Here is a 22,687-nt window from a genome sequence, read left to right on the forward strand (position 1 = left end):
GTGAAGTGTGAAGTTACGCGTCGGTAAAAACTTCCGGTGCCGGCGGCGACGGCCAGGGCGCCTGACGCCAGGTCACCAGGCGGGTCGCAGCGGACCGTGGGGAGCGATGCGCGCCAAACGGTCGTACAGCACGCGCACTTCGCCCTCGCCGAGGATCGCCACCCATGCTCGTACGGCTTCGGCCGCGGCCTCCTCCGCGGCATGGGTGCACTCCCAGCCGCGCTCGGTGAGGACGACCAGCCGGGCCCGCGCGTCCACGGGATGCGGACGCCGCTCGGCATACCCCTTGCGGACCAGCTCCTCGACGAGCTGACTGGCCGCCTGCTTGGTCACCCCCAGGTGCGCGGCCAGCTCGGTGACGGTCGCCCCGTCCGGGGCGAGGCGCGCGAAGGCGAAGCCGTAGGCGGGCCGCCCCTCGAACCCGCGGGCCACCACGCCGTCGTTGATGCGTTGCGTGAGGTCGCCGGCCGCGGCGAGGAGGGCGGCGGACAGGGCAAGGGCTTCGGAGTTCTGCACGCCCGCATTGAAACATCCTTGACTTTTTGGTCAAGCTGCTTGACTATAATCCTACCAACCAGTCAAGCAGCTTGACCAAAAGCTCGGGAGGCACCCATGCCGTTCGTCCGCTCCTCCGACGCCGTGACCCACGAGATCCACGGCGCCCGCTTCGTCTCGTACGCCACCCCCGGCACCGGCAGCAAGGAACTGGCCGCATGGCGGGGCGAGATCCCGCCGGGGACGAAGGCTCCCGCGCACACCGTCAGCCGGGAGGAGATCCTCCACGTCCTCGTCGGCGAGCTGGCCCTCACGCTCGACGGCCGTACCGAGCGGATCGGCGCGGGCGACACCGTGATCGTCAACGCCGGATCGACCCTGCGTGTCGAGAACCCGACGGATCACACCGCCATCACCTGGGTCACCACCTCCGTCGGACTGACGGCGGAACTGTCCGACGGAACCCTGATCACTCCCCCGTGGGCGAACTGATCCCGGCGTCGAACGGCTCGGAGCGGTCCAGCTCCGGCGGACACCCCACCCCCACCCGGTTGCGCCCTCGGCGTCGCGGGCGGTCCTCCGGTACGGCTCCTCGTGGCCGGTCCAGCTGATCCACGCGTCCCGGGCGCCGAACACGGGGCGGGGGTCACCCCCCCCGAGGACCGGCACGGCATTCCGCCGCCTGGAGCTCTCACGCCGCCAGCGCCCCCGGCATCACCGCCCTCGGCCCGAACTTCGCCCGCGCGCGGTCGGCGACCTCCTCGATGCGGCGGGCCTTCTCGTCGACCGGGTCGAAGGTGAGCTGGTGGGAGGCCTGTTCGGCGGGAGTGAGGCCCTCGGCGCGCAGGGCGATCGCGCGGACGCGGGCACGCTGGAGGCCGAGTGCCTCGTACAGGGCGTACGCGGTCCTCGTCAGGTCCGCCGAGTGTGCGGTCGGCTCCCCGAGGGTGCGGCTGCGGGTGGTGGCGGAGCGGTCGGCGTAGCGGACGGTGAGGGTCAGGGAACGGCAGACCTTCTCCACGGCCCGCAGCCGGGATCCCAGCTCCTCGGCGGCCGACAGCAGCGCCCTGCGGTGCCGGCGGGGGTCCACCTCGTCGCGGCCGAAGGGGCGTTCCGCCGCGAGGGAGCGGGAGACGGCGTTCGGGACGACCCGGCCCCGGTCGACGCCGTTCGCCTTCTCGTGGAGTTCGCGGCCCGTCTTCGCGCCGACCAGCCGCTGGAGGGTGGAGAGCGGCGCGGCGGCGACCCGACCGAGGGTGTCGAGGCCGTACTCGCACAGAGTGCGGGCGGTGGCGGTGCCCACACCGGGGAGCGCGGCGACGGGCTTCCCGGCGAGGAACTCCCGTGCCCCGTCCTCGGTCACGGCACAGGTCACCCCCGGCCGGGCGTCGCGCAGCGCCATGCGGGCCAGCATCGGGCCCGGCCCGGAGCCGATCGCGCAGTCGACCCCGTGCAGGGCGAGCGACCGCACCCGGATCACCGACGCCAGCTCGACCGCGCTGCGCCCGAAGTACCTTTCGGCGCCCCGCAGATCGGCCAGTGCCCTGTCCGGTGGCAGCGCCTCGACGACGGGGGTGAACTCCTCCAGGAGGCCGAGCAGCCCCGGCAGGGCGGCCTCGTACATCGGAGGCAGCTGGAAACGTACGCAGAGGATGGTCATCCCGCACTCCCCGGACTCTGGTGCCACAACTTCCTTCCCACCGCGGGGCCCTCACCCGCGGGGCGCAGATCGGCCCAGGGGTGCATCTCGTACCCCGTGGGCATGCGGACGCGCCGGCGCTCCATCGCGTCCTGGGCCGCGGAGCCGGCCGGCGCGGGCAGCCCGTCCGAGCCGGCGAGCCGCCTGCGCGTCGGCCCGTCGCGGTCGCCGTCGCGGTCGCCGTCGCCGCCGCCGGGCGGGGAGCCGGGGCCGACCGGACCGGCCAGCCGGGCCGCGACCTCGTCGAGGCCTCCTCCGGCGCGGAGTTCGACGAGTTCGGCGAGGTTCCAGGCGGCGGCGCCCACCACGCTGAGGCTGCGCGGCCCGCGCCGCTGCACCACTCCGCGCACCAACAGCAGCCAGGAGTGGAAGACGGTGTGGGCGCAGGCGTCGTGGGAGTCGTCGAAGAAGGCGAGGTCGACCAGTCCGGTGCCGTCGTCCAGGGTGGAGAAGATGACCCGCTTGCCGGATCGGATCGGCGGGGTCTGAGTGGCCGCCTTGGTGCCCGCGACCAGCACCGTCTCGCCGTGCCGCGTCTCGCGCAGCTGCCGCGCCGACACCACGCCCAGCTCACTCAGGAACTCCCGGTGGTCGTCCATCAGATGGTGTGAGGCGTCCATGGACAGCACTCCCAGCTCGGCGCTGAGCCGCTCCGCCGAGGAGAGGTCGGGCAGTCCGGCGGGGGCGGTCCTGCGGCCTCCCGCCAGGGGGAGTTGGCCACCGCCGCCGCTCCGCGAACCCCGGTGCAGTTCGGTCAGGTGCAGTTGCAGATCACGCCGGTTGGCGCCGAAGGCGTCCAACGCGCCGACCTGGGCCAGCCGCTGGGCGAGCGGACGGCTGGGCCGGGCCCGTTCCCAGAAGTCGAGCAGCGAGGCGTACGGCTGTCCGTCCGCGATCCGCCTCGCCTCGGCCTCGCTGATGCCGTGCACATCGGAGAGGGCGAGCCGCAGCCCCCAGACAGCCGACGGTGATTCAGACACCAGTTCGATACGGTGGGCGACACCCGACCGGTTCACGTCCAACGGCAGGATCGGCACCCCCCGCCGCCGCGCGTCCGCCAGCAGCAGCCGCTTCGGGTACATCCCGGGGTCGTGCGTGAGCAGTCCGGCGTAGAAGGCGGCCGGGTGGTGCGCCTTCAACCAGGCCGACTGGTACGTCGGCACGGCGAAGGCGACCGCGTGCGCCTTGCAGAAGCCGTAGGAGCCGAAGGCCTCGACGATCTCCCAGGTCCGCCGAATCGTCTCCGCGTCATAGCCGTTCGCCGCCGCCCGCTGCCCGAACCACACCTTGATCCGCCCTTGCGACTCCGGGTCGGACAGCCCGCGCCGGATCCGGTCGGCCTCGCCGCGCCCACAGCCGGTCATGATCGCTACGATGTCGATGATCTGCTCGTGGAACACGACGACCCCGTACGTCCCCTTCAGCGGCTCCGCCAGGTCCGGGTGCGGATAGCGGACGGGCGCCCGGCCGTGCCGCGCCTCGATGAACGGCCGCACCATGTCGGCGGCGACCGGTCCCGGCCGGAACAGCGAGATGTCGACGACCAGGTCGTGGAAAGTGGCCGGCTGGAGCCGCCCGACCAGATCGCGCTGCCCCGGCGACTCGATCTGGAAGCAGCCCAGCGTCTCGGTGGAACGGATCAGCCGGTATGTCGCCGGGTCACCGGGGGCCACCGCGTCCAGGTCGATCCGCTCCCCTGTCGCGCGCTCCACCTCCGTGACCGCATGCGCCATCGCCGACTGCATCCGCACCCCGAGCACGTCCAGCTTGAGCAGCCCGAGATCCTCGACGTCGTCCTTGTCGAACTGCGCCATCGGGAACCCCTCGCCGCTGGTCGGCATGACCGGCGTCCGGGAGAGGAGGGAGGCGTCGGAGAGCAGGACCCCGCAGGGGTGCATGGCCACTCCGCGCGGAAGGGCGTCGAGGGCTTCGACCAGCTCCCACAGCTTCCCGTACTTCTCCCGCTCCGCCGCGAGCGGCTTCAACTCGGGCAGCTCGGCGAGGGCCGCGCGGGCGTCCCGCGCCCGGATGTGCGGGAAGGACTTGGCGACGCGGTCGATCTCGGCGGGGTCCATGGACAGGGCCGCGCCGACGTCCCGGATCGCGTGGCGGACCCGGTACGTCTCCGGCATCGCGACCGTCGCGACCCGCTCGGTGCCGAACCGGCCGATGATCGCGCGGTAGACCTCCAGCCGTCGCGCGGACTCCACGTCGATGTCGATGTCGGGCAGTACCACCCGCTCCTTGGACAGGAAGCGTTCCATCAGCAGCCCGTGCTCGACCGGATCGGCGTGGGCGATCCCCAGGAGGTGGTTGACCAGCGAGCCGGCGCCGGAGCCGCGTGCGGCGACCCGGATGCCCATGTCCCGTACGTCGTGCACCACCTGAGCGACCGTCAGGAAGTAGGACGCGAAGCCGTGGTGGGCGATGATGTCCAGCTCGTGGTGCATCCGCTCCCAGTAGTCGCGCCGGCCGGCGTATCCCCGCCGGACCATCCCCGCCACCGCCCGCGAGGCCAGCGTCCGCTGGGCGGTACGGCGGCCGGCGCCCACCAGGTGCGGTTCGGGGAAGTGGACGGTGCCGATGCCCAGGTCGTCCTCCGGGTCTACCAGACACTCGGCCGCCGTCGCCCGGGTCTGTTCCAGCAGCCGGTGTGCGGTGTCCCGCCGGAAGCCCGCGGCCTCCACGATCCGCTCGGCGGCCCGCAGCATGGCGTCCGCGTCCTTCAGCCAGGCCTCACCGGAGTCCAGCTCCTTGTCCGGGTCGATGGGCACCAGCCGACGGGCGGCGTCCAGAACGTCGGCGACCGGGCCCTGGCCGGGGTCGGCGTACCGGACACCGTTGCTGAGCACCGGGCGGATCCGCTGTTCGGCGGCGAATCCGACGGTACGGGCGGCAAGGCGCAGGGAGCCGGGTCCGGTGCCCGTCCGGCCGTGCCAGACCGCCTCCAGGCGCAGGGCGTCGCCGTAGGCCTCCCGCCAGGGGACGAGGAGCCCGGCCGCGCGGTCCGGCCGGCCGGCGGCGAGGGCGCGGCCGACGTCGGAGCCGGGCCCGAGCAGCACGGTCAGACCGTCTCCATGATTGTCTTCCCAGGTCAGCAGGGGTGTGTCCGGCGCCGTGTGGGCGGCGGTGACGAGTCGGCACAGGTCCGCCCAGCCCTGGGCGCCGTCCCGGGCGAGGAAGGTGACACGGGGTGTCGACTCGTCGACGAAGGCACCTCCCCGCACCGGGGTGCGGCGCCTCTCCTCGCGCACCGGGTCGGGGGCCGCCACCGCCAGGTCCACCCCGAACAGCGGACGTACGCCTGCCTTGGCGCAAGCCTTGGCGAAGCGGACCGCCCCGGCGAGGGTGTCGCGGTCGGTGAGGGCGAGAGCGTCCATGCCCCGCTCGGAGGCGCGCTCGGCGAGCCGCTCCGGGTGGGATGCGCCATACCGCAGGGAGAACCCGGAGACGGTGTGCAGATGCGTGAAACCCGGCATACGCACCTCCCGCACTCACGAGTCCGACGAGCCCGCCGGGTCCGGGCCACAGGCCCGGAAACAGGCTCTCGAACATCTGTTCCCAACTCTCTCACCCCACCATAGACCAAATCCCGAACGTATGTACGACACGCCTCCGACGGCCTCCCTCTCACCTCCCGCCCACCTCCCACCTGCGCAAACGCGGACGCCCCGCCTCACGCAGGGGCGGGACTTCTCGACCGCGGAGGACGGACTCGCCGTCGGGCCGGGGGTGGCGGCCGGGGCGGGGAGCCAGGGGGGCGGCCGGGGGCCGGGAGTGGTGGCCGGGGGCAGGGGGCCAGGGGGGCGGCCGGGGGCCGGGAGTGGTGGCCGGGGGCAGGGGGCCAGGGGGGCGGCAGGGGGCCGGGAGTGGTGGCCGGGGGCAGGGGGCCAGGGGGGCGGCCGGGGCAGGGGGTGGCGGCGGGGGGCGTCAGCCGATCCGGGCGCCCGCCAACGCCTCCGTCACCGCCAACGCCTCCGTCACCGGCTGGAAGAACGTCTCCCCGCCCGAGGCGCAGTCGCCGCTGCCACCGGAGTGAGGCCGAGCGCGTGCGGCCCGAGAAGAGGAAGCCGCCGCTGTCTGTCGCGGGGACGCGCACAGGGTCAGGACGGCGCGCCCCTCACCTCTTCACCACCACGAGGCCGCCTCGGAGGCGGAGCCTGTGAACCCGCGGGGAGGCTCAGGCGGTTCGGACGCAAATATCCACCGGCCTGCACGGATCGAGCGGAGCACGCGCGTCATCGGGGCAGGAGTGAGCCCCCGCACGCCGATCGCGTGCGGGGGCTCATTCCTGGGACGCTCCGAGCTAGAACACGCTGACGCCGTACGCGTTCAGCGCCTCCACCACGGGCTGGAAGAACGTCGTGCCGCCGGAGCTGCAGTTGCCGCTGCCGCCGGAGGTCAGACCATAGGCCACGCCGTTGCTGCCGTAGAGCGAGCCGCCGGAGTCGCCGCCCTCGGCGCAGACGTTGGTCTGGATCATGCCGTAGACGATGTCGCCGCCGCCGTAGTTGACGGTCGCGTTGAGCGCGGTGACCCGTCCGCTGTGGGTGCCGGTGGTCGAGCCGTCACGGTAGACGGTGGTGCCCACGGTCGGGTTCGCCGCGCGGGTGATGTCCACACCGCCCGCGGTGCCCGCCTTGGCGATCGAGGTGTTGGTGTACCGGACGATTCCGTAGTCGTTCGTCGGGAAGCTGGAGCCCGCCGTGGTGCCGAGCGTCGTGGTGTGGGACGAGTTGGACCACCACGTGCCCGCCCCGTCGGTGCAGTGACCGGCGGTGAGGAAGTAGTAGTTGCCCGCGCTGTCACGGACGTTGAAGCCGAGGGAGCAGCGCCAGCTACTCGCATAGATGGCGTCGCCGCCCTGGATGTACTTCTGGAACTTGCCCTCGGTGCGCTTGATCGTCAGGGCGTCGGCGTTACCGCCGGCCTGCTCCTTGATCTTCGCGATCTCGGCCTGGGACACCGTGCTGTCGACGGTGACGACGAGCCTGTTGGTCTTGCTGTCGACCGCCCAGGCGGTGCCCGGGACGTCGGCCTTGAGCACCGAGTTGCCGGCGCTCTTGAGTTCGGCGGCGCTGAAGGGGGTGGAGTCCGCGGCGTTCGCGTGGGGGATGGCGATGGCGGCGGCGGCCACGAGGCCGGTGGAGACGGCGATCAGCCGGGTGCGTCTCGTGATGCCGCTGGTGGGGGTGGTGCGCTTGATCCTCACGTTTCGTTCCCTCCCAGGGGAAATCGGGGGCCCGCGTGGGGTCGGGGCCCGTGAGGCGCAGTCAGGGACCATATCGATGTCCGGATTCCGAACAAACCATGCCCCTGACAAGCGCTGAGGGGGAGTATTCGGCCGAACGGCCGGTCGGCGCAAGGGTGCCTTTCGGCCGTCAAGCTTTGAATCACCCGCGCTGGTCGGGCACTGGTGGCCTGCGTGGCGCGGGACTCTCCGTACGGTCGTCAATCACCTCGGTACAGACCAACTCGGCTCGCAGGGACCGCCGTCGACGCCCCGCAGCCGGCGCCGCGAGGACCACCCCCGCACCTTCGGCCACCCAGGCCCCGGATGTCCGGAAGTCGCCCCTCCGGGACGTCACCTGGGCCCTCGTGCGTACTGCCCGACCGGCCCGCCCAGACCCAGGTGCTCCCGGAGGGTGCTTCCCGGATAGAAGGTGCGGAACAGACCCCGGTGTTGGAGGAGCGCCACCGTGCCGTTGACCAGCCGCTCCAGATCCCGACGCGGTTCGACGGGGGTGAGGTGGAAGCCGTCGACGGCACCGTCCTGGTGCCAGGAGGCGACCAGATCGGCGAGGTCGACGGGACCGCCCCGGTAGAGCGGCCCGCGCGCGCTCCGCCGGGGACCGCCCCCACCATGGCCGGGCTCCGCGGCGCGCTCACCGTCGCCGAGGTCGATCAGCAGCGCCGCCAGGACCCGCAGGGAATCCGGCTCCCGGCCGAACTCCGCCGCCGCGGACCGCAGTCGCTCACGCACCGACCGGGCCTGTGCGCGACTCGTCACTCGCGCCAGTACGACGTCGGCGTGCCGAGCGACGGTACGGCGGGCGTGGCCGACGCCGGCGCCGACGTCGGCCACGCGCACGGGGTGCCCCTGCGGGGAGAAGCCGGCGAGGCCGGCGCGCCGGCGCTTCTCGTCGCTGGACACGTCGGTCCACCAGCCCGCCCGGCCCCGGCTGACCCGGTCCAGGGCGGCGACGGCGGCCTCGCCAGGGAGGGGCCGCCCCACGCGCGGGACGGTGACCGTGGGCACCAGGCCGACTCGGTGGGTGGCGGGCGCCGCCCACGACAGCACGGCCACCGCGTCAAGTCCGGGCCCGGCTTCGAGAACGGGCCCGGGCCCGGGCCCGGATCCGGTTCCGGCCCCAGGTCCCACTCCACCCCCTACCCCGCCTTCGACCCCACCTCCAGCCCCAGCCCCGACTTCGGCACCCACCCCGGCACCCGGCCCAGCCCCAGCCCCAGCCCCAGCGAAGGTGTCGCCCAGGGTGACGAAGTCGAGCCCGCCGCGCTCGGCGAGCCGGATCAGCTCGACGTAGGAGCCGACGTCGTACACCCCCGGCTGGTCGACGGCGGCGGCCAGATGCGGCAGGCCCCGCCCGGTTGATGACGTCATCGGCACACTCCCCTTCCCCGGCACGCGCACTTCCCCGGCACGCGTGACCCCGGCTCACAAGACCTCCTCGGCGCACCGGCCGAGGTCGCGCAGGAAGACCAGTGCGGCCCGCGCGGTGGCGTCGTTCTGCCGGAACGCGGGCCCGCCCGTGCGCGGCCGGGTGAACGCGCCCGGCGTCCGCCCGTCGGTGTGCGGCCCGAGCGCGAAGCGCCGGGGATGCGGCGCACCGTCGCGGGTCAGGATCCGCCCGTCGAGGCGGTCCACCCGCAGCAGCCCGTCCGGGGTCTCGGCGACGCCCTCCTCGTGCAGTTCGCGCAGCAGCGGGTCGCGGGAGCGCCGGACCGTCGGCTCGGGCAGCCGGGCCTCGACCAGCGCCCGCGCCTCGACCGTGAACCCCGGCACGGTCGGACTCGACGCCCGGAACACCCCGCCCTCGGCGCGTACGGCCATGTCGGCGCCGACGAAGCGCAGCACCCCCGCCCGGGACAGTGCGAGCAGTTGCCGCAGCCGGGGTCCGGGTGGGCCGGAGGCCAGGTAGCTGAAGAAGCCGTGCCACCGGGGCCCGATGTCCCCGAGCCTTGCGAGCTGCCCGTAGACGGACAGGAGCCCGAGGAAGACCGCCAGGTCAGGGCTGCGGGACGGGTCGTGGCGGCGGTTCAGGTCGGCCTCGACGTACTCGCGCAGCCCCTTCTGGAAGTCCTCGGCGGACCCGTAGCGCACCCCGGCCAGCGGCCGGTCGAGCACTGTCAGGTCGAGCCGGTCGCCCGGATCGGGCACGGCGGCCGCCACGAGGGTCTCCCGCTCGGCGGTGTCCCCGGCGGCGGCGTACTTCTCCTCGAAGTCGGTCCAGGCCATCGCCGTGCGCTCGGCGTGGGCCGTGAACAGCCGGTGGTAGTGGGCGAACCCCAGCTCCTTCTCCACCAGCGGCCATACGTCCCGCCGGAAGTCGAACCCGTGCGGCCGGGCGAGCAGTTCAGCGGTCTCGGCGGGCCCGAGGAACCTCGGCAGCGGCGGCCGCTCCCCGCTCCAGTCGTACCCGATCTTCGCGTGGTACGGCACTCCGCGCCGCGAGCCGACGTACAGCACCGGTTCCCGACCCGAGGGGACGTAGGTGTCGCCCTCGTACCGGCCGCCGCGGCCCTCGGTGAGCAGCACCATCAGGTCGACGAAGGCTAGGCCGAAGCCGCGGACGAGCACGGGTTCGCCGGACCGGAGCGCGGAGAGGTCACTGTCGGCGGTGAAGTCCGGCGGCAGGTGGAGCAGGCCGTGCTCGCCCGCGTACGCGGTCAACGCCCGCTGTTCGCGGTCGGGTTCGGCGTCGAGATGGCCGAGGGCGAGGACGACGAGGTCGGCGAGGAGCGGCCGGGGACGGCCCTCCAGCCACACCTGCTGGCGGGCCGTGCGCGGCCCGCTGACCCGCAGGGCGCGGCGCGGGTGGTGGTGGACGGTGACGGACGGGGGCAGCGCGGCGACCGCCCGCTCGTGTACCCAGCGCAGGTAGCCACCCTGGAGCTGCCGGTCGGCGAAGGTGCGGCCGTCGATGCCGGCCCACTCGTGCAGGGTGGGCCCCTCACGGACGGGTCCGGCCATGTCCACGGTGTCGTCGGTGAACATGGTGACGTCCTCGGCGTGCGAGTTCATCCACAGCAGCGGTGACTGCGCGGCCCGCCAGATGCGTCCGGCGCCCGGCGGATGCGGGTCGACGAGATGGATGTCCAGGCCGAGGCCGTCGTACAGCTCGGGCACGTTGGCGGCGATGCGCTCGATGAGACCGGTACCCCGCGGTCCGGCGCCGACGATCACCAGGGAGTGTCTCATCGGGTGCGCTCCGAACCGCGCGCGTGGTGCTTCTCCCCGTGGTACCGGCCGATGCCGAGCACGGAGGTGACGACCGTGCACCGGACGGTGGCCACCATCAGCAGTGGGATCACCGGGTAGGCGAGCCACAGCCCGCGCGGCACGGGGTGGGAGGTGGAGTGGTCCGCGACGACGTGCCGCCGCGACGCCTCGTCGCGGGGGACGGAGTTGACGGCGAGGCCGATCAGGACGGCGACGGTGACGGCGGCCGTCCGCTGGTCGACGCGGCGGCGGGGGACGATCCTCAGGGTGTCCGCGTGCTCCGGTGTGTCCGGTGCGGCGGAGACTTGGGCGAGGGTGCCGGAAGACATGCGAAGGCTCCGTGACTTCGTGTCGAACACGGGTGGGTGCCTTCACACCGATGCGCCGCGCGGCGCAGTGCGGCCGAGCCCCTCAGCAGGGCCGCCGACCGAGAGTACGGCGGCGCTTCCCGTCGCTGTCAAGGCCGTCCACACTGTGAGCCGTACGTCTCACGTCAGTTGACGCGCCACCGGATGCCTGTTCCACTTGGCCCATGCATCCACAGCAGTGGCTGGTCACGCGCTCCCACATCGACTTCGGTCGAGTGTGGTCCTCTTCCTGTTGAGCTGACCCCCTGCGTGCCCTGACTCCAGGGCACCCCTTTCGCGTTCCCCCTCCCCCAGCCCTGCCTTCACCCCGCGCCCCTCCCCTCGGCTCGCGCCTTCCTCCCCTCTTTCCGCTTTCCTGAAGTCCGCTGTCCTGGAGACCGCACACGACGCGTACGTCCACGCCCTGCCGAGGGCGCGTCCACGACCTCGTCCGCCCTCATCACGTCGGCGGTCCCGCCGGTCACCGCCCGCGGCCCCGGTTCGGACGGCACCGGTCCGGGCGACACCGCCCGGACCGCGCCACCACCGACGGACTGCGCCACCGCGTCGCCCGCCAGGACGGCGAGACGTTCCTCGCGTTCCACCGCCTCGACGTCGGCTTCGCCGTCGACAGGGCACGAAGCCGTCCCCGCCTGCCAGGCGGCCGTCGACAAGCTCATCGCCGACGGCCGCCTACGCCAGGAGCGTCGAGACATGGGGCACGACGGACTCGGCGATCGAGAAGTCGCGGGTCTCCCCGCCCGAAGCGAAGACCTGACCGCGCAAGGGCCGGCTCAGCAGTCGCAGCCGCAGCCGTCGCAACAACAGCCGTCGCAGCACTTCCCGCAGCAGTCACAGCCGTCGCAGCAGTCGCCGCAGTCGCAGCGCTGGCACAGGCCCTCCTTGGGCTCCCGGGTCCACGGGTCCTCGTAGGTGCCGCAGCACATCTGGCACGTGCAGGCGAGACCCGACCACACCAGGCATCCGGCGACGAGGCCGCGCCGGTCGCGGGGCGGCGGGGGCGGCGGGCTGCCGGGATTCGACGGGGCGTAGGGGTTGCCCGGTGGCGGCCCGTACTGCTCCGGCGCGTGCGCGTGTCCGCACGAGGCGGTGCCGAAGGCCCGGTCCACGGAGGTGCGCAGCTCGTGCACGAGCAGCACATGCGCCAGTTCGGCGTCCGTGAACTCGGCGTCGCGCAACGCCAGCCTTATCCCGTGCACGGCGTCGTCCGCGAGCCGGCGGGCCTCCGTGAGGGAGGTGCCGGTGGCCGTGAGCGGGTTCCAGGCACCCGACGCGGCGTCGGCCTCCCGGTCCTCCACGGCGTCGAGGAGATGCGCGAGCCGGCCGAAGAGGCGGCCGGCCTCGGCGAGCGGCTCGGCGTTGCCGGGCCGGCCCGCCAGGATCGCGGTGTGCGCGAAGGCCGCGGCGGTGGCCGTCTCGGTGGGCTCGGTGACGGTCAGCAGCGGTGTGCCGGGGGCGGCGAGCGCCTCGATGCCGACCTGCCGGTCCACGGCGTCCACCAGGACGGCCGTGTCGAACCCGACGGCTGACCCGCCGCGCGCACCCGCCCGTCCCCAGCTCGAGGCCACGCGGCGGGCGGCCAGGGCGACCGGACGGCGTGCCAGCAGTCCGTCCCCGTCGGCGACGTGGTCACGCACCTTGGCGGCGGCCAGCACCAGCGAGACGGCCGCCGCGAGCCGAGCCCCCTCGCCCTGGGCCACGGACGCGGAGCGCATACCGCGCAACGGACAGGGTCCCGCCGTACGCCGTGATCTTTCGGCCCGTACTGTCTGAGCCTCCGTCAGAACCGAGACGAGGAGACCGTCGTAGTTGGTGACGATCCGCGCGAACTGTCCGTGGTCGCGCCGCAGAGCGAGGCAGAGCCCGCACAGGTGCGCCATCCACTGGGTCTTGAGCCCCTCACCGAGCCGGTGCCGGCACGGCCTGACGATCCCGAACATGTCCATCCCCCGTGGTTTTCGTCGATCCCTGCGACGTCGAGCGGCCGAGCCTCACGACATCGAGCGGCCGTGGACACCGCCGTGAGCTGCCGCATCGTATCGACTGATTGTCACGCGGGAACGGCGCGCCCGGTTCACCCATCCGCTCCGCCGCTCACCCGTCCGCCGCGAAGAATCATATTTCACTCACAGTCAGCAGCCGTGTAGGTCACGACCCTTGGGGCACACGGTCTCTCGACGGATCCGCTGTGCACCAGTACCGTCACAAACCCCCCGCGCGGCGTCTATCCACTTGGCGCGACATCCGCATCATGGACGACCATGGGGAATGCGGATAGCAAGAATGACCGCTGTGAGAGGAGGCGTCCATGGGATCGGTACGCAAGGCAAGTGCCTGGCTTGGCCTCGTCGACGACAACGATGACGAGCGTTACTACGACGACGACTATTCCGAGGGGACCGACGCCGGCGACGCCTGGGTCACCGACCCGAGGGTGAAGGTCGCCACCGACACGGCCGAGGAGAAGGGCCGCCGGATCGGCACCGTGACCCCGGACAGCTTCCGGGACGCACGGGCGATCGGGGAGCTGTTCCGCGAGGGCGTCCCGGTCATCATGAACCTCACGGCCATGGAGGCCGCCGACGCCAAGCGCGTCGTCGACTTCGCGGCCGGGCTGATCTTCGGCCTGCGGGGTTCGATCGAGCGGGTGTCGACCCGGGTGTTCCTGCTCAGCCCGGCCAACACCGAGATCGTCAACGGCGACCCGGCCGCGCACCGCGCGGACGGCTTCTTCAACCAGAGCTGAGGCAGGGCCGCTCTCCGGCCCTGCCCCTCCCCGGGCTCAGCGGAAGGCGTCGAGTCCGGTGAGCGCCTTGCCCAGCACGAGCTGGTGCATCTCGACGGTGCCCTCGTAGGTCAGCACCGACTCGAGGTTGGTCGCGTGCCGCATGACGGGGTATTCGAGGGAGATCCCGTTGGCCCCGAGGATCGTCCGCGCCGTACGGCAGATCTCGATCGCCTCCCGTACGTTGTTCAGCTTGCCGAAGCTGACCTGCTCGGGGCGCAGGCGGCCGGCGTCCATGCGCCGCCCCAGATGGTGGGCGAGCAGGATCCCCTTGTGCAGTTCCACCGCCATGTCGGCGAGTTTGGCCTGGGTGAGCTGGAAGCCGCCGATCGGCCGTCCGAACTGCTCGCGCGACGTCGCGTAGTCGACGGCCGTCTCGAAGCAGGAGCGCGCCGCCCCCATGGCGCCCCACACGATCCCGTACCGGGCGTGGGAGAGACAGCTGAGCGGGCCCTTCAGTCCGACGACCTCCGGCAGTACGGCGTCGGCGGGCAGCCGTACGTCGTCCAGCACGAGTTCGCTCGTGACGCTGGCCCGCAGGGACCACTTGTGCTTGATCTCGGGCGCGGAGAACCCGGTGGCGTCGGTGGGCACGACGAAGCCCCGGATGCCGTCCTCGGTCTGTGCCCAGACCACGGCGACGCCCGCGACGGATCCGTTGGTGATCCACATCTTGCGCCCGTTGAGGACCCAGTCGGTGCCGTCCTTCTTGGCGTGGGTCCGCATGCCGGCGGGGTCCGAGCCGTGGTCGGGCTCGGTCAGCCCGAAGCAGCCGATGACCTCACCGGCGGCCATGCGCGGCAGCCAGGTCCGCTTCTGCTCCTCGCTGCCGAACCGGTGGATCGCGTACATGGCGAGGGAGCCCTGGACGGAGACGAGCGAGCGGATGCCGGAGTCGGCGGCCTCCAGCTCCAGACAGGCCAGCCCGTACTGCACGGCGGTGGCACCGGCGCACCCGTATCCCGTGAGGGACATCCCGAGCGCCCCGATCCCGCCCAGCTCGCGGGCCAGTTCCCGGATCCGGGGCAGCTCGCCCGTCTCGTACCACTCGGCGACATACGGCAGCACCCGGTCGCCGGCCCAGCCCCGCACGGTGTCCCGTACGGCGAGGTCCTCGTCGTCCAGGAGATCGTCGATCCCGAGCGGGTCGGAAGGATCGAAAGGAGGCGGCACGGACCCCGAGGACGACGACATGATTCCCTCCGAAACCTGAAAACTAGCACCGCTAGTCACGCGGTTCCCCCGACGTTACGACGGCCCGCGAACCCCGTCCAGCCCCCACCCCGACGATGCGCCGAGAGCCGACGCCTCCGCGGCACCCCCACCGGCGTCGGGCGACGGTCACGGACGGTGTGCGGGCGGGAGGGGAACGACCCTCAGGCCGAGACCCGCGACTGCACGGCCTCCCGGGGCGACGGCAGTTCCACCGCGGGTGCCTCGCACTGCATCTCCCGCGGCAGCCGCAGCGCCATCACCGCGCCCAGCAGCAACAGCCCCGCGCTCACCAGCAGCGTCACATGCAGCCCGTGCACGAAACAGTCCCGCGCCGTGCGCCGCAGGGCTTCCCCGGCCGGGCCGCCGAGGCGCCCGGCGACCTCGTAGGCCTCGCCCAGCGAGTTCCCCGCGGCGGCCGACGCCGCGGCCGGTACCCCCGGCACGGACGACAGCCCCGGGGCGTAGGCCGCGTTCATCACGCTGCCCAGCAGGGCGATCCCGATGCCCGCCCCCAGCTGGTACGACGTCTCGCCGATCGCCGCCGCCCCACCCGCCTGCTCCGGCGGAGCCTCGCTCAGCATCGACTCGTACGCCCCGAACAGCGTCGTCTCCAGCCCGAATCCCAGGAGCAGGAACCCGACCAGCAGCAACCCCGTGTTGTCCGCCCCGCCCATCGAGGTCAGCGTGACGACCGCGGCGGCCGTGAGGCAGAACCCGGCGCACACCATCCGCCGTGGCCCGAATCGCCGCAACAGCCGCGCCCCGGCGAGCCCGGCCGCCATCGCCGCGAAGGTCAGCGGCAGCAGCCGCAGCCCCGTCTCCAGTGGGGACAGGTCCAGCACCAGCTGGAGGTACTGCGCCGCGATCAGTTCCAGACCCACCAGCGCCAGCATCGCCAGCACGATGCACCCCACGGCCGTACTGAACGCGGGCCGCGCGAACATCCGCAGGTCGACCAGGGGATGCGCGCGCCGCCGCTGGCGCCGTACGAACAGGGCGATCAGCAGCGCGCCCAGGACCAGCGGCACCAGGGTCAACGGACCCGGTTCGCCGCCGCCCAGCCGCTTCACGCCCAGCACGGCGCCGAACAGTCCGGCAGCGGCCATCAGCGCGCCCACGACGTCCCAGGGCCCCTCCCCCGTGCCCTTGGACTCGGGCAGCAGCAGTCGCCCGACCGGCAGACTGACCAGCATCAGGGGGATGTTGACGAGGAAGACCGAACCCCACCAGAAGTGCTCCAGCAGGAAGCCGCCGAGCAGCGGGCCGACCGCCGCGCCGACCGCGGCCACCGCACTCCAGATGCCGATGGCGAGCGCCCGCTCCCGCCGGTCGGGAAAGACCTGGCGCAGGATCGACAGGGTCGCGGGCATGATCATCGCGCCGCCCACGCCGAGCAGCGCCCGCGCGACGATGAGCACCTCGGCACTCCCGGCGAACGCGGCCATCGCCGAGGCCACGCCGAACAGCGCGTAACCGAGCAGCAGCACCTTTCTGCGACCGACCTTGTCGCCGAGCGTGCCGAAGAGGATCAGCAGCGCGGCGCAGACCAGGGGATAGGTGTCGACGATCCAGAGCAGTTCGATCGCGCCGGGCCGGAGGTCCTCGGTGACGGCGGGCACCGCCACGTGCAGCACGGTCGCGTCCACGGCGACCAGGAGCAGGCTGACGCACAGCACCACCAGCACGACCCAGCGGTCGGCACCGGCCCCGGCCGCCCGACGGCGCAGCCGAACGGCGGCCGTGGTCGTCCCGGACATGAACGTACCTCCCAGAGTTTCCTCGGGTCCGGCGGGCTCGCGGGGTGGGGACTCCCCGGGGCTCGGCCGGAGAGAAGCGGTGGTCTCCGGCCCGCGCAGCGAACGACGAGTGACACGCAGCGTACGCGAGTTCGCCCGTCGTCCACGTGGCGGACCTCTCACGGTCCCCGGCCAACCATGTGGCGTACGCCACTCTGCTCACGGCCCGTCGCACCCCGGCGCACCCTCCGCTTCCGGGCCCCGCCGATAATCGACGCGTGACCGATCTCGACACCCGGGTGGCGCCGCCCGGATCCGCGGCCCTGCGCCGGGCGGCCCCCGCCCTCCTGGGCTACGCGGCCGTGCGCGCCCTGGGGCTGCTCGCCCTCGCCGTGTGGAGCGCCGCGCGCGACAAGAGCGCGTACACCTTGCTGACGGCCCGCTGGGACTCCTTGTGGTACGCGCGGGTCGCGGAGCTGGGCTACGGCTACGAGGTGCGCCTGCCGAACGGCGACGTCCACTCCAACCTGGCCTTCTTTCCGCTGCTGCCGTGGTTGGAGCGTCTGGTCGGGGCCGTGACGCCGCTGTCGTACGCCGACGCCGGTTTCGCCGTCTCCCTGGTCGCCTCGCTCGCCGCGGCCTGGGGGATCTTCGCGGTCGCCGATCGCCTTCACGGGCGACGGGCCGGGGTGTGCGCTGTCCTGCTGTGGGCGGTGCTGCCGGTCGGGATCGTGCAGTCGATGGCGTACAGCGAGTCGCTGTTCACCGCGCTGGCCGCCTGGTCGCTGTACGCGGTGCTCACCGGCCGCTGGGTGACCGCGGGTCTGCTGGCGTCGCTGGCGGGGCTGACCCGACCGGTGGGCCTCGCCGTGGTGGCGGCGGTGTGGGTGGCGGGCGTGGTCTCGTTCGGGCATGAGCGGAGCACGGCGCCCGAGGGAGGCGCGCGGGCGGATGCGCACGCCCCTCGACTGCGGGCCGACCGGCGCGAGGGCGCCTTTCGGGGCGTGGACGGCGAGGGGGAGGGCGCGAGCATCGCCACTCGCGCCCTCGGTCTTCTCCTCGCCCCCCTGGGCACCGCCGGCTACGTCCTGTGGGTCGGCCACCACACCGCGAAGGGTCCGCTCGGCTACCTCGACGTCCAGGCGGGGTGGCGCAACGGATTCGACGGCGGTTACGCCTTCGCCCGATTCATCGCCGGCAGGTTCACGTCGATTCCCTCGGCCTTCGCCGGTCTCGCCCTGATCGTCGGCGTCGCCCTGCTGATCCGGCTGTACGTAGCCGGTGTGCGCGGGCGCCAGCCGCTCCCCCTGCTGGTCTACACGGGGATCGTCCTCGCCCTCGCGCTGTGCGCCTCGAGCTACTTCGGCTCGAAACCGCGTCTGCTGCTGCCCGCCTTTCCGCTGCTGTTCCCCCTCGCCCCTGCCCTCGCCCGGCTGCGGCCCTCGCGATCGGCTCTGGTCGTGGGCGGGGCGGCGGTCGCTTCGGCCGTCTACGGCGCGTGGTGGCTGAACGGCTCCGGTCCGCCCTGATCCGCCCGGGCGGTCCGGTGAGCGGGCGGGGAACGGCGGCCATGCATTCGCTGAACGCATTCATAAGTCAGCCAAAATCGCCTCCCGGAATGATCAAAGTAATGGAAGGAAACCGTGTTCGGCGATTACTCATTCCGGAGAAATAGGCGCCCTCCTGAGAGCAATCCCACATCACATCGTCATCACAAATCCGTGGATTCGGCGGGGAACTGCACTCACTCGCTGTAACGTCGATTGGGTGCGTACCGAACGAAACCTCACCCGTCTGGACCGGGTGTTCGCAAGGCTCGACCGTGAGCCGGAACGACCGGCCCACATCGATGTGCCGCAGATGAGCAGGCACCGGGTCGCGCTGTTCTCGGCGACCCTGGCCTTCTACCTGGCCATCGTCTGGCTCGTGGTGACCACCTCATGGCTGGTCCGCCTCGACTGGCAGGTCATGTTCTTCCGCCCGTACCAGCAGTGGTCCGAAATCCACTGGTTCGTCGACTACTACGTCGTCCTCGGCCAGCGCGGACCCACCGCCGTCATGGTCTGCGCCTGGCTCGGCTGGAGATCCTGGCGCCAGCACACCCTGCGGCCGTTGCTCACGCTCGGTACGTCACTGCTGCTGCTGAACATCACGGTCGGCGCCGCCAAGATCGGCATGGGCCGTCTGGGACCCCACTACGCCACCGCCATCGGCTCGAACGAGATGGGTCTGGGCGGCGATATATTTCCCAGCGGCCACACCGCCAACGCGGTCGTGACCTGGGGAATCCTGGCGTATTTGGCCTCCACCCCACGAGCCCGCCGCTGGCTGTCCGCCCTCTCCGCGGTGACGTCGCTCGGCGTCGGCCTGGCCACGGTCTACCTCGGTACGCACTGGCTGAGCGACGTGGTCCTCGGCTGGGCCGCCGGCCTGCTGATCCTGCTGGCACTGCCCTGGTTCGAGCCGCTGATCGCCCGCACCGAGGTCTGGATCTTCACCCTGCGCGACCGTCTGCGCGACCGCCGCCCCGGTACGGTGCCCGCGCCCGCTCCGGTCACGGTGGCTGTGCCGCTCAAGCAGCGCACCACGGCCGGTCAGCAGAACGAGACCCTCGCGGCCCGCGAGGCGGCGGCCCGTCCGTCCAGGGCGCCGCTCTACCTCGCCCCCGGTCCGCACACGGCCCGCGCGGAGCGCGCCCCCGTCACCCCGGGCGGGAGCCGCCGTCCGCCGCACGCGGACCGGCTCCCGCACGGCTCGACCACCCCGGCCGCCCGCCCCCTGACGGGCGGCTGACCGGCTCGCGGGGCCTTCCGGTACGCACCCGCCCCGGCCCCGCGCACCTCAGCCCTTCCAGGCCCGCGTCACCTGCCCGTCGCGCACCTCGAAGTTGAGTCGGCCCACGCGGTACTCCATGGTGATGATCGTCCCGGGCGCCAGCGAGCGCACCGTCGACCACCCCCGCTCACGGGCGAGCCGCTCGGCCCGGCCGCTTTCGAGGCCGACATATCCGTCCGGACTGTCCTGGGGCTCCGCTGGCGGAGTGGGAATCGGTGACATACCCGCAACGCTAGGCCGGGGCCGCCGTTCCCGGAACCCCGAACGGGAGATGTGGATCACTACGGTCACACTTCTGTCACAGGATCACGACACGCGTTTCGATTCGAATCCGTCACACGAACGAGCGGTTCCCTACGCCTCCCGCACCTTTTCGATCGCCATTTCCGTGTGTCGTACCGAGCCCCTCTATTACCCGGCGGAAAGCTCCCGGAGAATCGTTCCTGGATCCCGTTCCCTTTCGATTCCGCAGGCGCCCGAAGAAGCCGGATATTCATAGGAAATACACGGCTTCCCCACACAACCTCCCTACGCCCTCTGTCGGGCACGCGGCGGCGCGAGCCGTGAGCGGGCGGCGGGGCCGGGTGGTCGTCGACTGGCTGACCACCATCGACCACAAGAAGCTGGCTGGGCGCCGAGGGCATGCCACGCCGCTACCCGGACTATCCGGCCGCGGACGGCTTCACCGCCCTCAACACCGTCTCCACGACGGCGCGTTCCTGCTCGGCCTGTCGACGCTTCCGTTCCTCTACAACGTCTGGAAGACCGCCAAGTACGGCGAGAAGGTCGAGGTCGACGACCCCTGTGGCTTCGGCCGCTCCCTGGAGTGGACGACCTCCTGCCCGCCGCCCCGGCACAACTTCACCGCGCTGCCCCGGATCCGCTCGGAGTCCCCGGCGTTCGACCTGCGCCATTCCGGATCCGCAGCGCAGACCCCGCAGCCGGAGCCGAAGAAGCACCAGGCGGGCTCGTGAACGAGGGGCCCGTGGCCCGGTGCGGCGGGCAGGCCGGACCGGGCCACGGGGCCGGGCCGCGTCAGAAGTTCAGCCGCAGGCCGGGGACGATCAGGTCGGGGTTTCCGCCGATGACCGCCTTGTTCGCGGCGTAGAGGCGCTGCCAGGTGGTTCCGTGACGCGCGGCGATCGTGCTGAGCGTGTCGCCCGCCCGGACGGTGTGGTCGCCGTCACCGCGGGTAGCCGTGCCGCGGGAGCTGAGCCCGGCGGCGTCGGCAGCCTCCGAGGAGCCGTGCACGGCCGAGCCGTCGGTGGCGGAGCCCCTCCCCGACGACCGGTTCGTGGCCGATCCGCCCTTGTCGGAATCGCTCGGAGAGGCACCGCTCCCGACCGAACCGCTCGCGGCCGTGGGTGCGGTGCCGAGAGCGCCCGCGCGCGACGAGCAGGTCGGCCACGCGCCCCATCCCTGGGAGCGCTGGACCTTGGTGGCGACGGCGATCTGCTGTTCCCTGGTGGCCTGGTCGGCGGTCGGCGCGTAGGCCGTGCCGCCGTAGGCGCGCCAGGTGGAGGCGGAGAACTGAAGTCCGCCGTAGTAGCCGTTGCCGGTGTTGATGTGCCAGTTGCCGCCGCTCTCGCACCGGGCGATGCGGTCCCACACTCCGGCGTCCGCCGCGGCGGCGTTGCCGCCGGCGGCCAGCAGTCCGAGGGGGGCGAGAAGCGCCGCCCCGGCGAGGACCGCCGTCGTGCGCGCCTTGGCGGCGCGAGCGTCGACGCGGGTGTCATGGGCACATTCGGACATGTAGATCCCTCTCTACGGACCCGGGTCTCCCCCTGGGCGGAGCGCGCCGCCGCGCGGGAACGCGGTCGTCGTACTCCACCCCGTCCGCCGGCGGTGGTGCTGCGCGATGTCGGACTCTGCGCGGCCGGCGGACGTACCCGGGCGGTGCTCGCTGCACACGGCCGAGCAATCTAGGGAATCCGACGGCCCGTTATCAATGAACTCGTCGTCGTCGCAGACCAGTTCAGTGTTACCGCCAGTATCAGCGAATTCCGGACACCCACTTCATCACTCGATTTCCGAATTTGTCGACCGTCGCCCCGGCTGACCTGTGTTCCACCTCACGCGACCAACTGCTCTCGTTACTTGACGTTGAGTGGCCCATTCCGGACGTCATGTGACCGTGCGCGCAGGCCGGTTCGATTCGCTTCGCCGTGCAGCGTGACCCCCACCACAACTCGCCCGTTGTCTTCTGCATGAGCCGGGGAGCCGCCCGGCCCGCCCACGCACCGCATCCGAGGGAGTCACCCGTGCCGCGCATGCTCGACGTCAGCGACGAGGTACGCGCCGAGATCGGCGCCGAAGAAGCCGACCGGCTGCTCGCCGGAGGAAACACCCCGGGCAGTTACGACTGCACGTCCTGCCGCACCCCGGGCGACTCCGAGCACGAGTACACCAGCACCGTCCTGTTCGTCGGTGACGAGACCGCCGTCCTCGCCTTCGCCCACGCCACCTGCCTGCCCTCGCAGGTCGTCCAGGTCACCGAGGAGCAGCTCCAGGGCGCCGTCCGCTCCATCAGCGGCGACACCGTCGACCTGGAACCCGAGAAGGTCGTCCCCGAGCAGGCCGTACTCGGCGTGACCAGCGGGCTCGTCCTGATCGCCGGGGAATTGCACCCGGCCCTGGTCGTCGAGCCCACCGCGCCCATCGTGCGGCCCGGCGCCACCGACGCCGGCGACGACTTCCTGCCGCTCCTCATCGAGCAGGGCTTCATGCCGCTGTCCGAGCTGTCCGAGGTGCCGCCGGTGCAGCACGGCTGGTCCGTGCTGCTGGCGATGGGTCAGCTGCACGCGGTGCTCCAGCCCTCGGTCAACGGCGGTCAGCCGGTGGCCTGGTGGCAGGCCCACCAGCCGTTGCAGGTGACAGAGGGCTGGCGGACCGCCGCCAACAAGCACCAGCAGGTACTGATGTTCGCGGCACCGGTGGGGTCGATCGGCCGCCAGCCCAGGGAGGACCTGCTGCGGGGCGCGCTGGACACGGCGGCGGCGAACGGAAAGCTGGTCGGGGCGGCACTGCCCCTCGCCGGAACCTGAGGCCGGAGGGTGGGCCCGCGGGGCCGACCCCGCGCCCCCGAAGGCCGGC

17 protein-coding genes and 1 pseudogene are annotated in these 22,687 nt (G+C 72.4%); 6 read left to right on the top strand and 12 right to left on the bottom strand.

Going from position 1 to position 22,687, the window contains the following annotated elements; genetic code table 11:
* Positions 1 to 72: 72 nt before the first annotated feature.
* Positions 73 to 516, bottom strand: coding sequence for a MarR family winged helix-turn-helix transcriptional regulator (locus ACZ5Y0_RS17995; protein ID WP_469129633.1), 444 nt, complete (start codon positions 514 to 516; stop codon positions 73 to 75).
* Between the two features lie 96 nt (positions 517 to 612).
* Between ACZ5Y0_RS17995 and ACZ5Y0_RS18000 the strand changes: the two genes are divergently transcribed.
* Positions 613 to 987: a cupin domain-containing protein gene (locus ACZ5Y0_RS18000; RefSeq protein ID WP_469129634.1), complete on the top strand. Its 375-nt coding sequence runs from the start codon at positions 613 to 615 to the stop codon at positions 985 to 987.
* Between the two features lie 199 nt (positions 988 to 1,186).
* Here the strand turns inward: ACZ5Y0_RS18000 and ACZ5Y0_RS18005 are convergent, their stop codons facing one another.
* The 7 genes from ACZ5Y0_RS18005 to ACZ5Y0_RS18035 form a co-directional block, all read right to left on the bottom strand.
* Positions 1,187 to 2,155: a DNA polymerase Y family protein gene (locus tag ACZ5Y0_RS18005; protein WP_469129635.1), complete on the bottom strand. Its 969-nt coding sequence runs from the start codon at positions 2,153 to 2,155 to the stop codon at positions 1,187 to 1,189.
* Positions 2,152 to 5,673: a DNA polymerase III subunit alpha gene (locus ACZ5Y0_RS18010; RefSeq protein WP_469129636.1), complete on the bottom strand. Its 3,522-nt coding sequence runs from the start codon at positions 5,671 to 5,673 to the stop codon at positions 2,152 to 2,154. The genes ACZ5Y0_RS18005 and ACZ5Y0_RS18010 overlap by 4 nt, the downstream gene beginning before the upstream one ends.
* A gap of 827 nt (positions 5,674 to 6,500) precedes the next feature.
* Positions 6,501 to 7,406 carry a S1 family peptidase gene (locus ACZ5Y0_RS18015; RefSeq protein ID WP_469129637.1) on the bottom strand — a complete coding sequence of 302 codons (906 nt, stop codon included), beginning with the start codon at positions 7,404 to 7,406 and terminating at the stop codon, positions 6,501 to 6,503.
* Positions 7,407 to 7,778: 372 nt separating this feature from the next.
* A complete protein-coding gene (locus ACZ5Y0_RS18020; RefSeq protein ID WP_469129638.1) occupies positions 7,779 to 8,816 on the bottom strand; it encodes an LLM class oxidoreductase in 1,038 nt (345 codons plus the stop codon).
* Positions 8,817 to 8,870: 54 nt separating this feature from the next.
* Positions 8,871 to 10,634, bottom strand: coding sequence for an FAD/NAD(P)-binding protein (locus tag ACZ5Y0_RS18025; RefSeq protein WP_469129639.1), 1,764 nt, complete (start codon positions 10,632 to 10,634; stop codon positions 8,871 to 8,873).
* Positions 10,631 to 10,984 carry a hypothetical protein gene (locus tag ACZ5Y0_RS18030; RefSeq protein WP_469129640.1) on the bottom strand — a complete coding sequence of 118 codons (354 nt, stop codon included), beginning with the start codon at positions 10,982 to 10,984 and terminating at the stop codon, positions 10,631 to 10,633. The genes ACZ5Y0_RS18025 and ACZ5Y0_RS18030 overlap by 4 nt, the downstream gene beginning before the upstream one ends.
* 812 nt (positions 10,985 to 11,796) lie before the next feature.
* Positions 11,797 to 12,963 carry a DUF5685 family protein gene (locus tag ACZ5Y0_RS18035; RefSeq protein WP_469129641.1) on the bottom strand — a complete coding sequence of 389 codons (1,167 nt, stop codon included), beginning with the start codon at positions 12,961 to 12,963 and terminating at the stop codon, positions 11,797 to 11,799.
* A gap of 368 nt (positions 12,964 to 13,331) precedes the next feature.
* Between ACZ5Y0_RS18035 and ACZ5Y0_RS18040 the strand changes: the two genes are divergently transcribed.
* A complete protein-coding gene (locus tag ACZ5Y0_RS18040; RefSeq protein WP_467520551.1) occupies positions 13,332 to 13,769 on the top strand; it encodes a cell division protein SepF in 438 nt (145 codons plus the stop codon).
* A 36-nt stretch (positions 13,770 to 13,805) separates the two neighbouring features.
* On the opposite strand, the gene ACZ5Y0_RS18045 is transcribed toward ACZ5Y0_RS18040, so the two are convergent.
* Positions 13,806 to 15,002 carry an acyl-CoA dehydrogenase family protein gene (locus tag ACZ5Y0_RS18045; RefSeq protein ID WP_469129642.1) on the bottom strand — a complete coding sequence of 399 codons (1,197 nt, stop codon included), beginning with the start codon at positions 15,000 to 15,002 and terminating at the stop codon, positions 13,806 to 13,808.
* Between the two features lie 182 nt (positions 15,003 to 15,184).
* Complete coding sequence (locus ACZ5Y0_RS18050) at positions 15,185 to 16,780, bottom strand: MFS transporter (protein ID WP_469129643.1); 1,596 nt, start codon at positions 16,778 to 16,780, stop codon at positions 15,185 to 15,187.
* A 257-nt stretch (positions 16,781 to 17,037) separates the two neighbouring features.
* On the opposite strand from ACZ5Y0_RS18050, the gene ACZ5Y0_RS18055 reads away from it, so the two are divergent.
* Together ACZ5Y0_RS18055 and ACZ5Y0_RS18060 are read left to right on the top strand one after the other, a co-directional pair.
* A complete protein-coding gene (locus ACZ5Y0_RS18055; RefSeq protein ID WP_469129644.1) occupies positions 17,038 to 18,288 on the top strand; it encodes a mannosyltransferase family protein in 1,251 nt (416 codons plus the stop codon).
* Positions 18,289 to 18,526: 238 nt separating this feature from the next.
* On the top strand, positions 18,527 to 19,552 hold the full coding sequence (locus ACZ5Y0_RS18060; RefSeq protein ID WP_469129645.1) for a phosphatase PAP2 family protein: 1,026 nt from the start codon (positions 18,527 to 18,529) through the stop codon (positions 19,550 to 19,552).
* Between the two features lie 48 nt (positions 19,553 to 19,600).
* Here ACZ5Y0_RS18060 and ACZ5Y0_RS18065 read toward each other — a convergent pair whose 3' ends face one another.
* Entirely contained in the window at positions 19,601 to 19,816 is a 216-nt protein-coding gene (locus ACZ5Y0_RS18065; RefSeq protein WP_469129646.1) for an I78 family peptidase inhibitor, read from the bottom strand.
* Between the two features lie 402 nt (positions 19,817 to 20,218).
* On the opposite strand from ACZ5Y0_RS18065, the pseudogene ACZ5Y0_RS18070 reads away from it, so the two are divergent.
* A pseudogene (locus ACZ5Y0_RS18070) lies at positions 20,219 to 20,568 on the top strand (aa3-type cytochrome oxidase subunit I); the annotation flags it as partial.
* A gap of 61 nt (positions 20,569 to 20,629) precedes the next feature.
* On the opposite strand, the gene ACZ5Y0_RS18075 reads toward ACZ5Y0_RS18070, so the two are convergent.
* Positions 20,630 to 21,346 carry a transglycosylase family protein gene (locus ACZ5Y0_RS18075; RefSeq protein WP_469129647.1) on the bottom strand — a complete coding sequence of 239 codons (717 nt, stop codon included), beginning with the start codon at positions 21,344 to 21,346 and terminating at the stop codon, positions 20,630 to 20,632.
* Between the two features lie 509 nt (positions 21,347 to 21,855).
* On the opposite strand from ACZ5Y0_RS18075, the gene ACZ5Y0_RS18080 reads away from it, so the two are divergent.
* The gene (locus ACZ5Y0_RS18080) at positions 21,856 to 22,638 is read left to right on the top strand and encodes a hypothetical protein (protein ID WP_469129648.1); all 783 of its coding nucleotides are present in this window, start codon (positions 21,856 to 21,858) and stop codon (positions 22,636 to 22,638) included.
* Positions 22,639 to 22,687: the final 49 nt, after the last annotated feature.

The organism is Streptomyces sp. NPDC033216 (genome assembly GCF_055577115.1).

Excerpts from the sequence above, each read along its gene's own strand:
- ACZ5Y0_RS18000 (WP_469129634.1), top strand. The coding sequence starts at position 613 with ATGCCGTTCGTCCGCTCCTCCGACGCCGTGACCCACGAGATCCACGGC.
- ACZ5Y0_RS18005 (WP_469129635.1), bottom strand. The coding sequence starts at position 2,155 with ATGACCATCCTCTGCGTACGTTTCCAGCTGCCTCCGATGTACGAGGCC.
- ACZ5Y0_RS18010 (WP_469129636.1), bottom strand. The coding sequence starts at position 5,673 with ATGCCGGGTTTCACGCATCTGCACACCGTCTCCGGGTTCTCCCTGCGG.
- ACZ5Y0_RS18020 (WP_469129638.1), bottom strand. The coding sequence starts at position 8,816 with ATGACGTCATCAACCGGGCGGGGCCTGCCGCATCTGGCCGCCGCCGTC.
- ACZ5Y0_RS18025 (WP_469129639.1), bottom strand. The coding sequence starts at position 10,634 with ATGAGACACTCCCTGGTGATCGTCGGCGCCGGACCGCGGGGTACCGGT.
- ACZ5Y0_RS18030 (WP_469129640.1), bottom strand. The coding sequence starts at position 10,984 with ATGTCTTCCGGCACCCTCGCCCAAGTCTCCGCCGCACCGGACACACCG.
- ACZ5Y0_RS18035 (WP_469129641.1), bottom strand. The coding sequence starts at position 12,963 with ATGTTCGGGATCGTCAGGCCGTGCCGGCACCGGCTCGGTGAGGGGCTC.
- ACZ5Y0_RS18040 (WP_467520551.1), top strand. The coding sequence starts at position 13,332 with ATGGGATCGGTACGCAAGGCAAGTGCCTGGCTTGGCCTCGTCGACGAC.
- ACZ5Y0_RS18045 (WP_469129642.1), bottom strand. The coding sequence starts at position 15,002 with ATGTCGTCGTCCTCGGGGTCCGTGCCGCCTCCTTTCGATCCTTCCGAC.
- ACZ5Y0_RS18050 (WP_469129643.1), bottom strand. The coding sequence starts at position 16,780 with ATGTCCGGGACGACCACGGCCGCCGTTCGGCTGCGCCGTCGGGCGGCC.
- ACZ5Y0_RS18065 (WP_469129646.1), bottom strand. The coding sequence starts at position 19,816 with ATGTCACCGATTCCCACTCCGCCAGCGGAGCCCCAGGACAGTCCGGAC.
- ACZ5Y0_RS18075 (WP_469129647.1), bottom strand. The coding sequence starts at position 21,346 with ATGTCCGAATGTGCCCATGACACCCGCGTCGACGCTCGCGCCGCCAAG.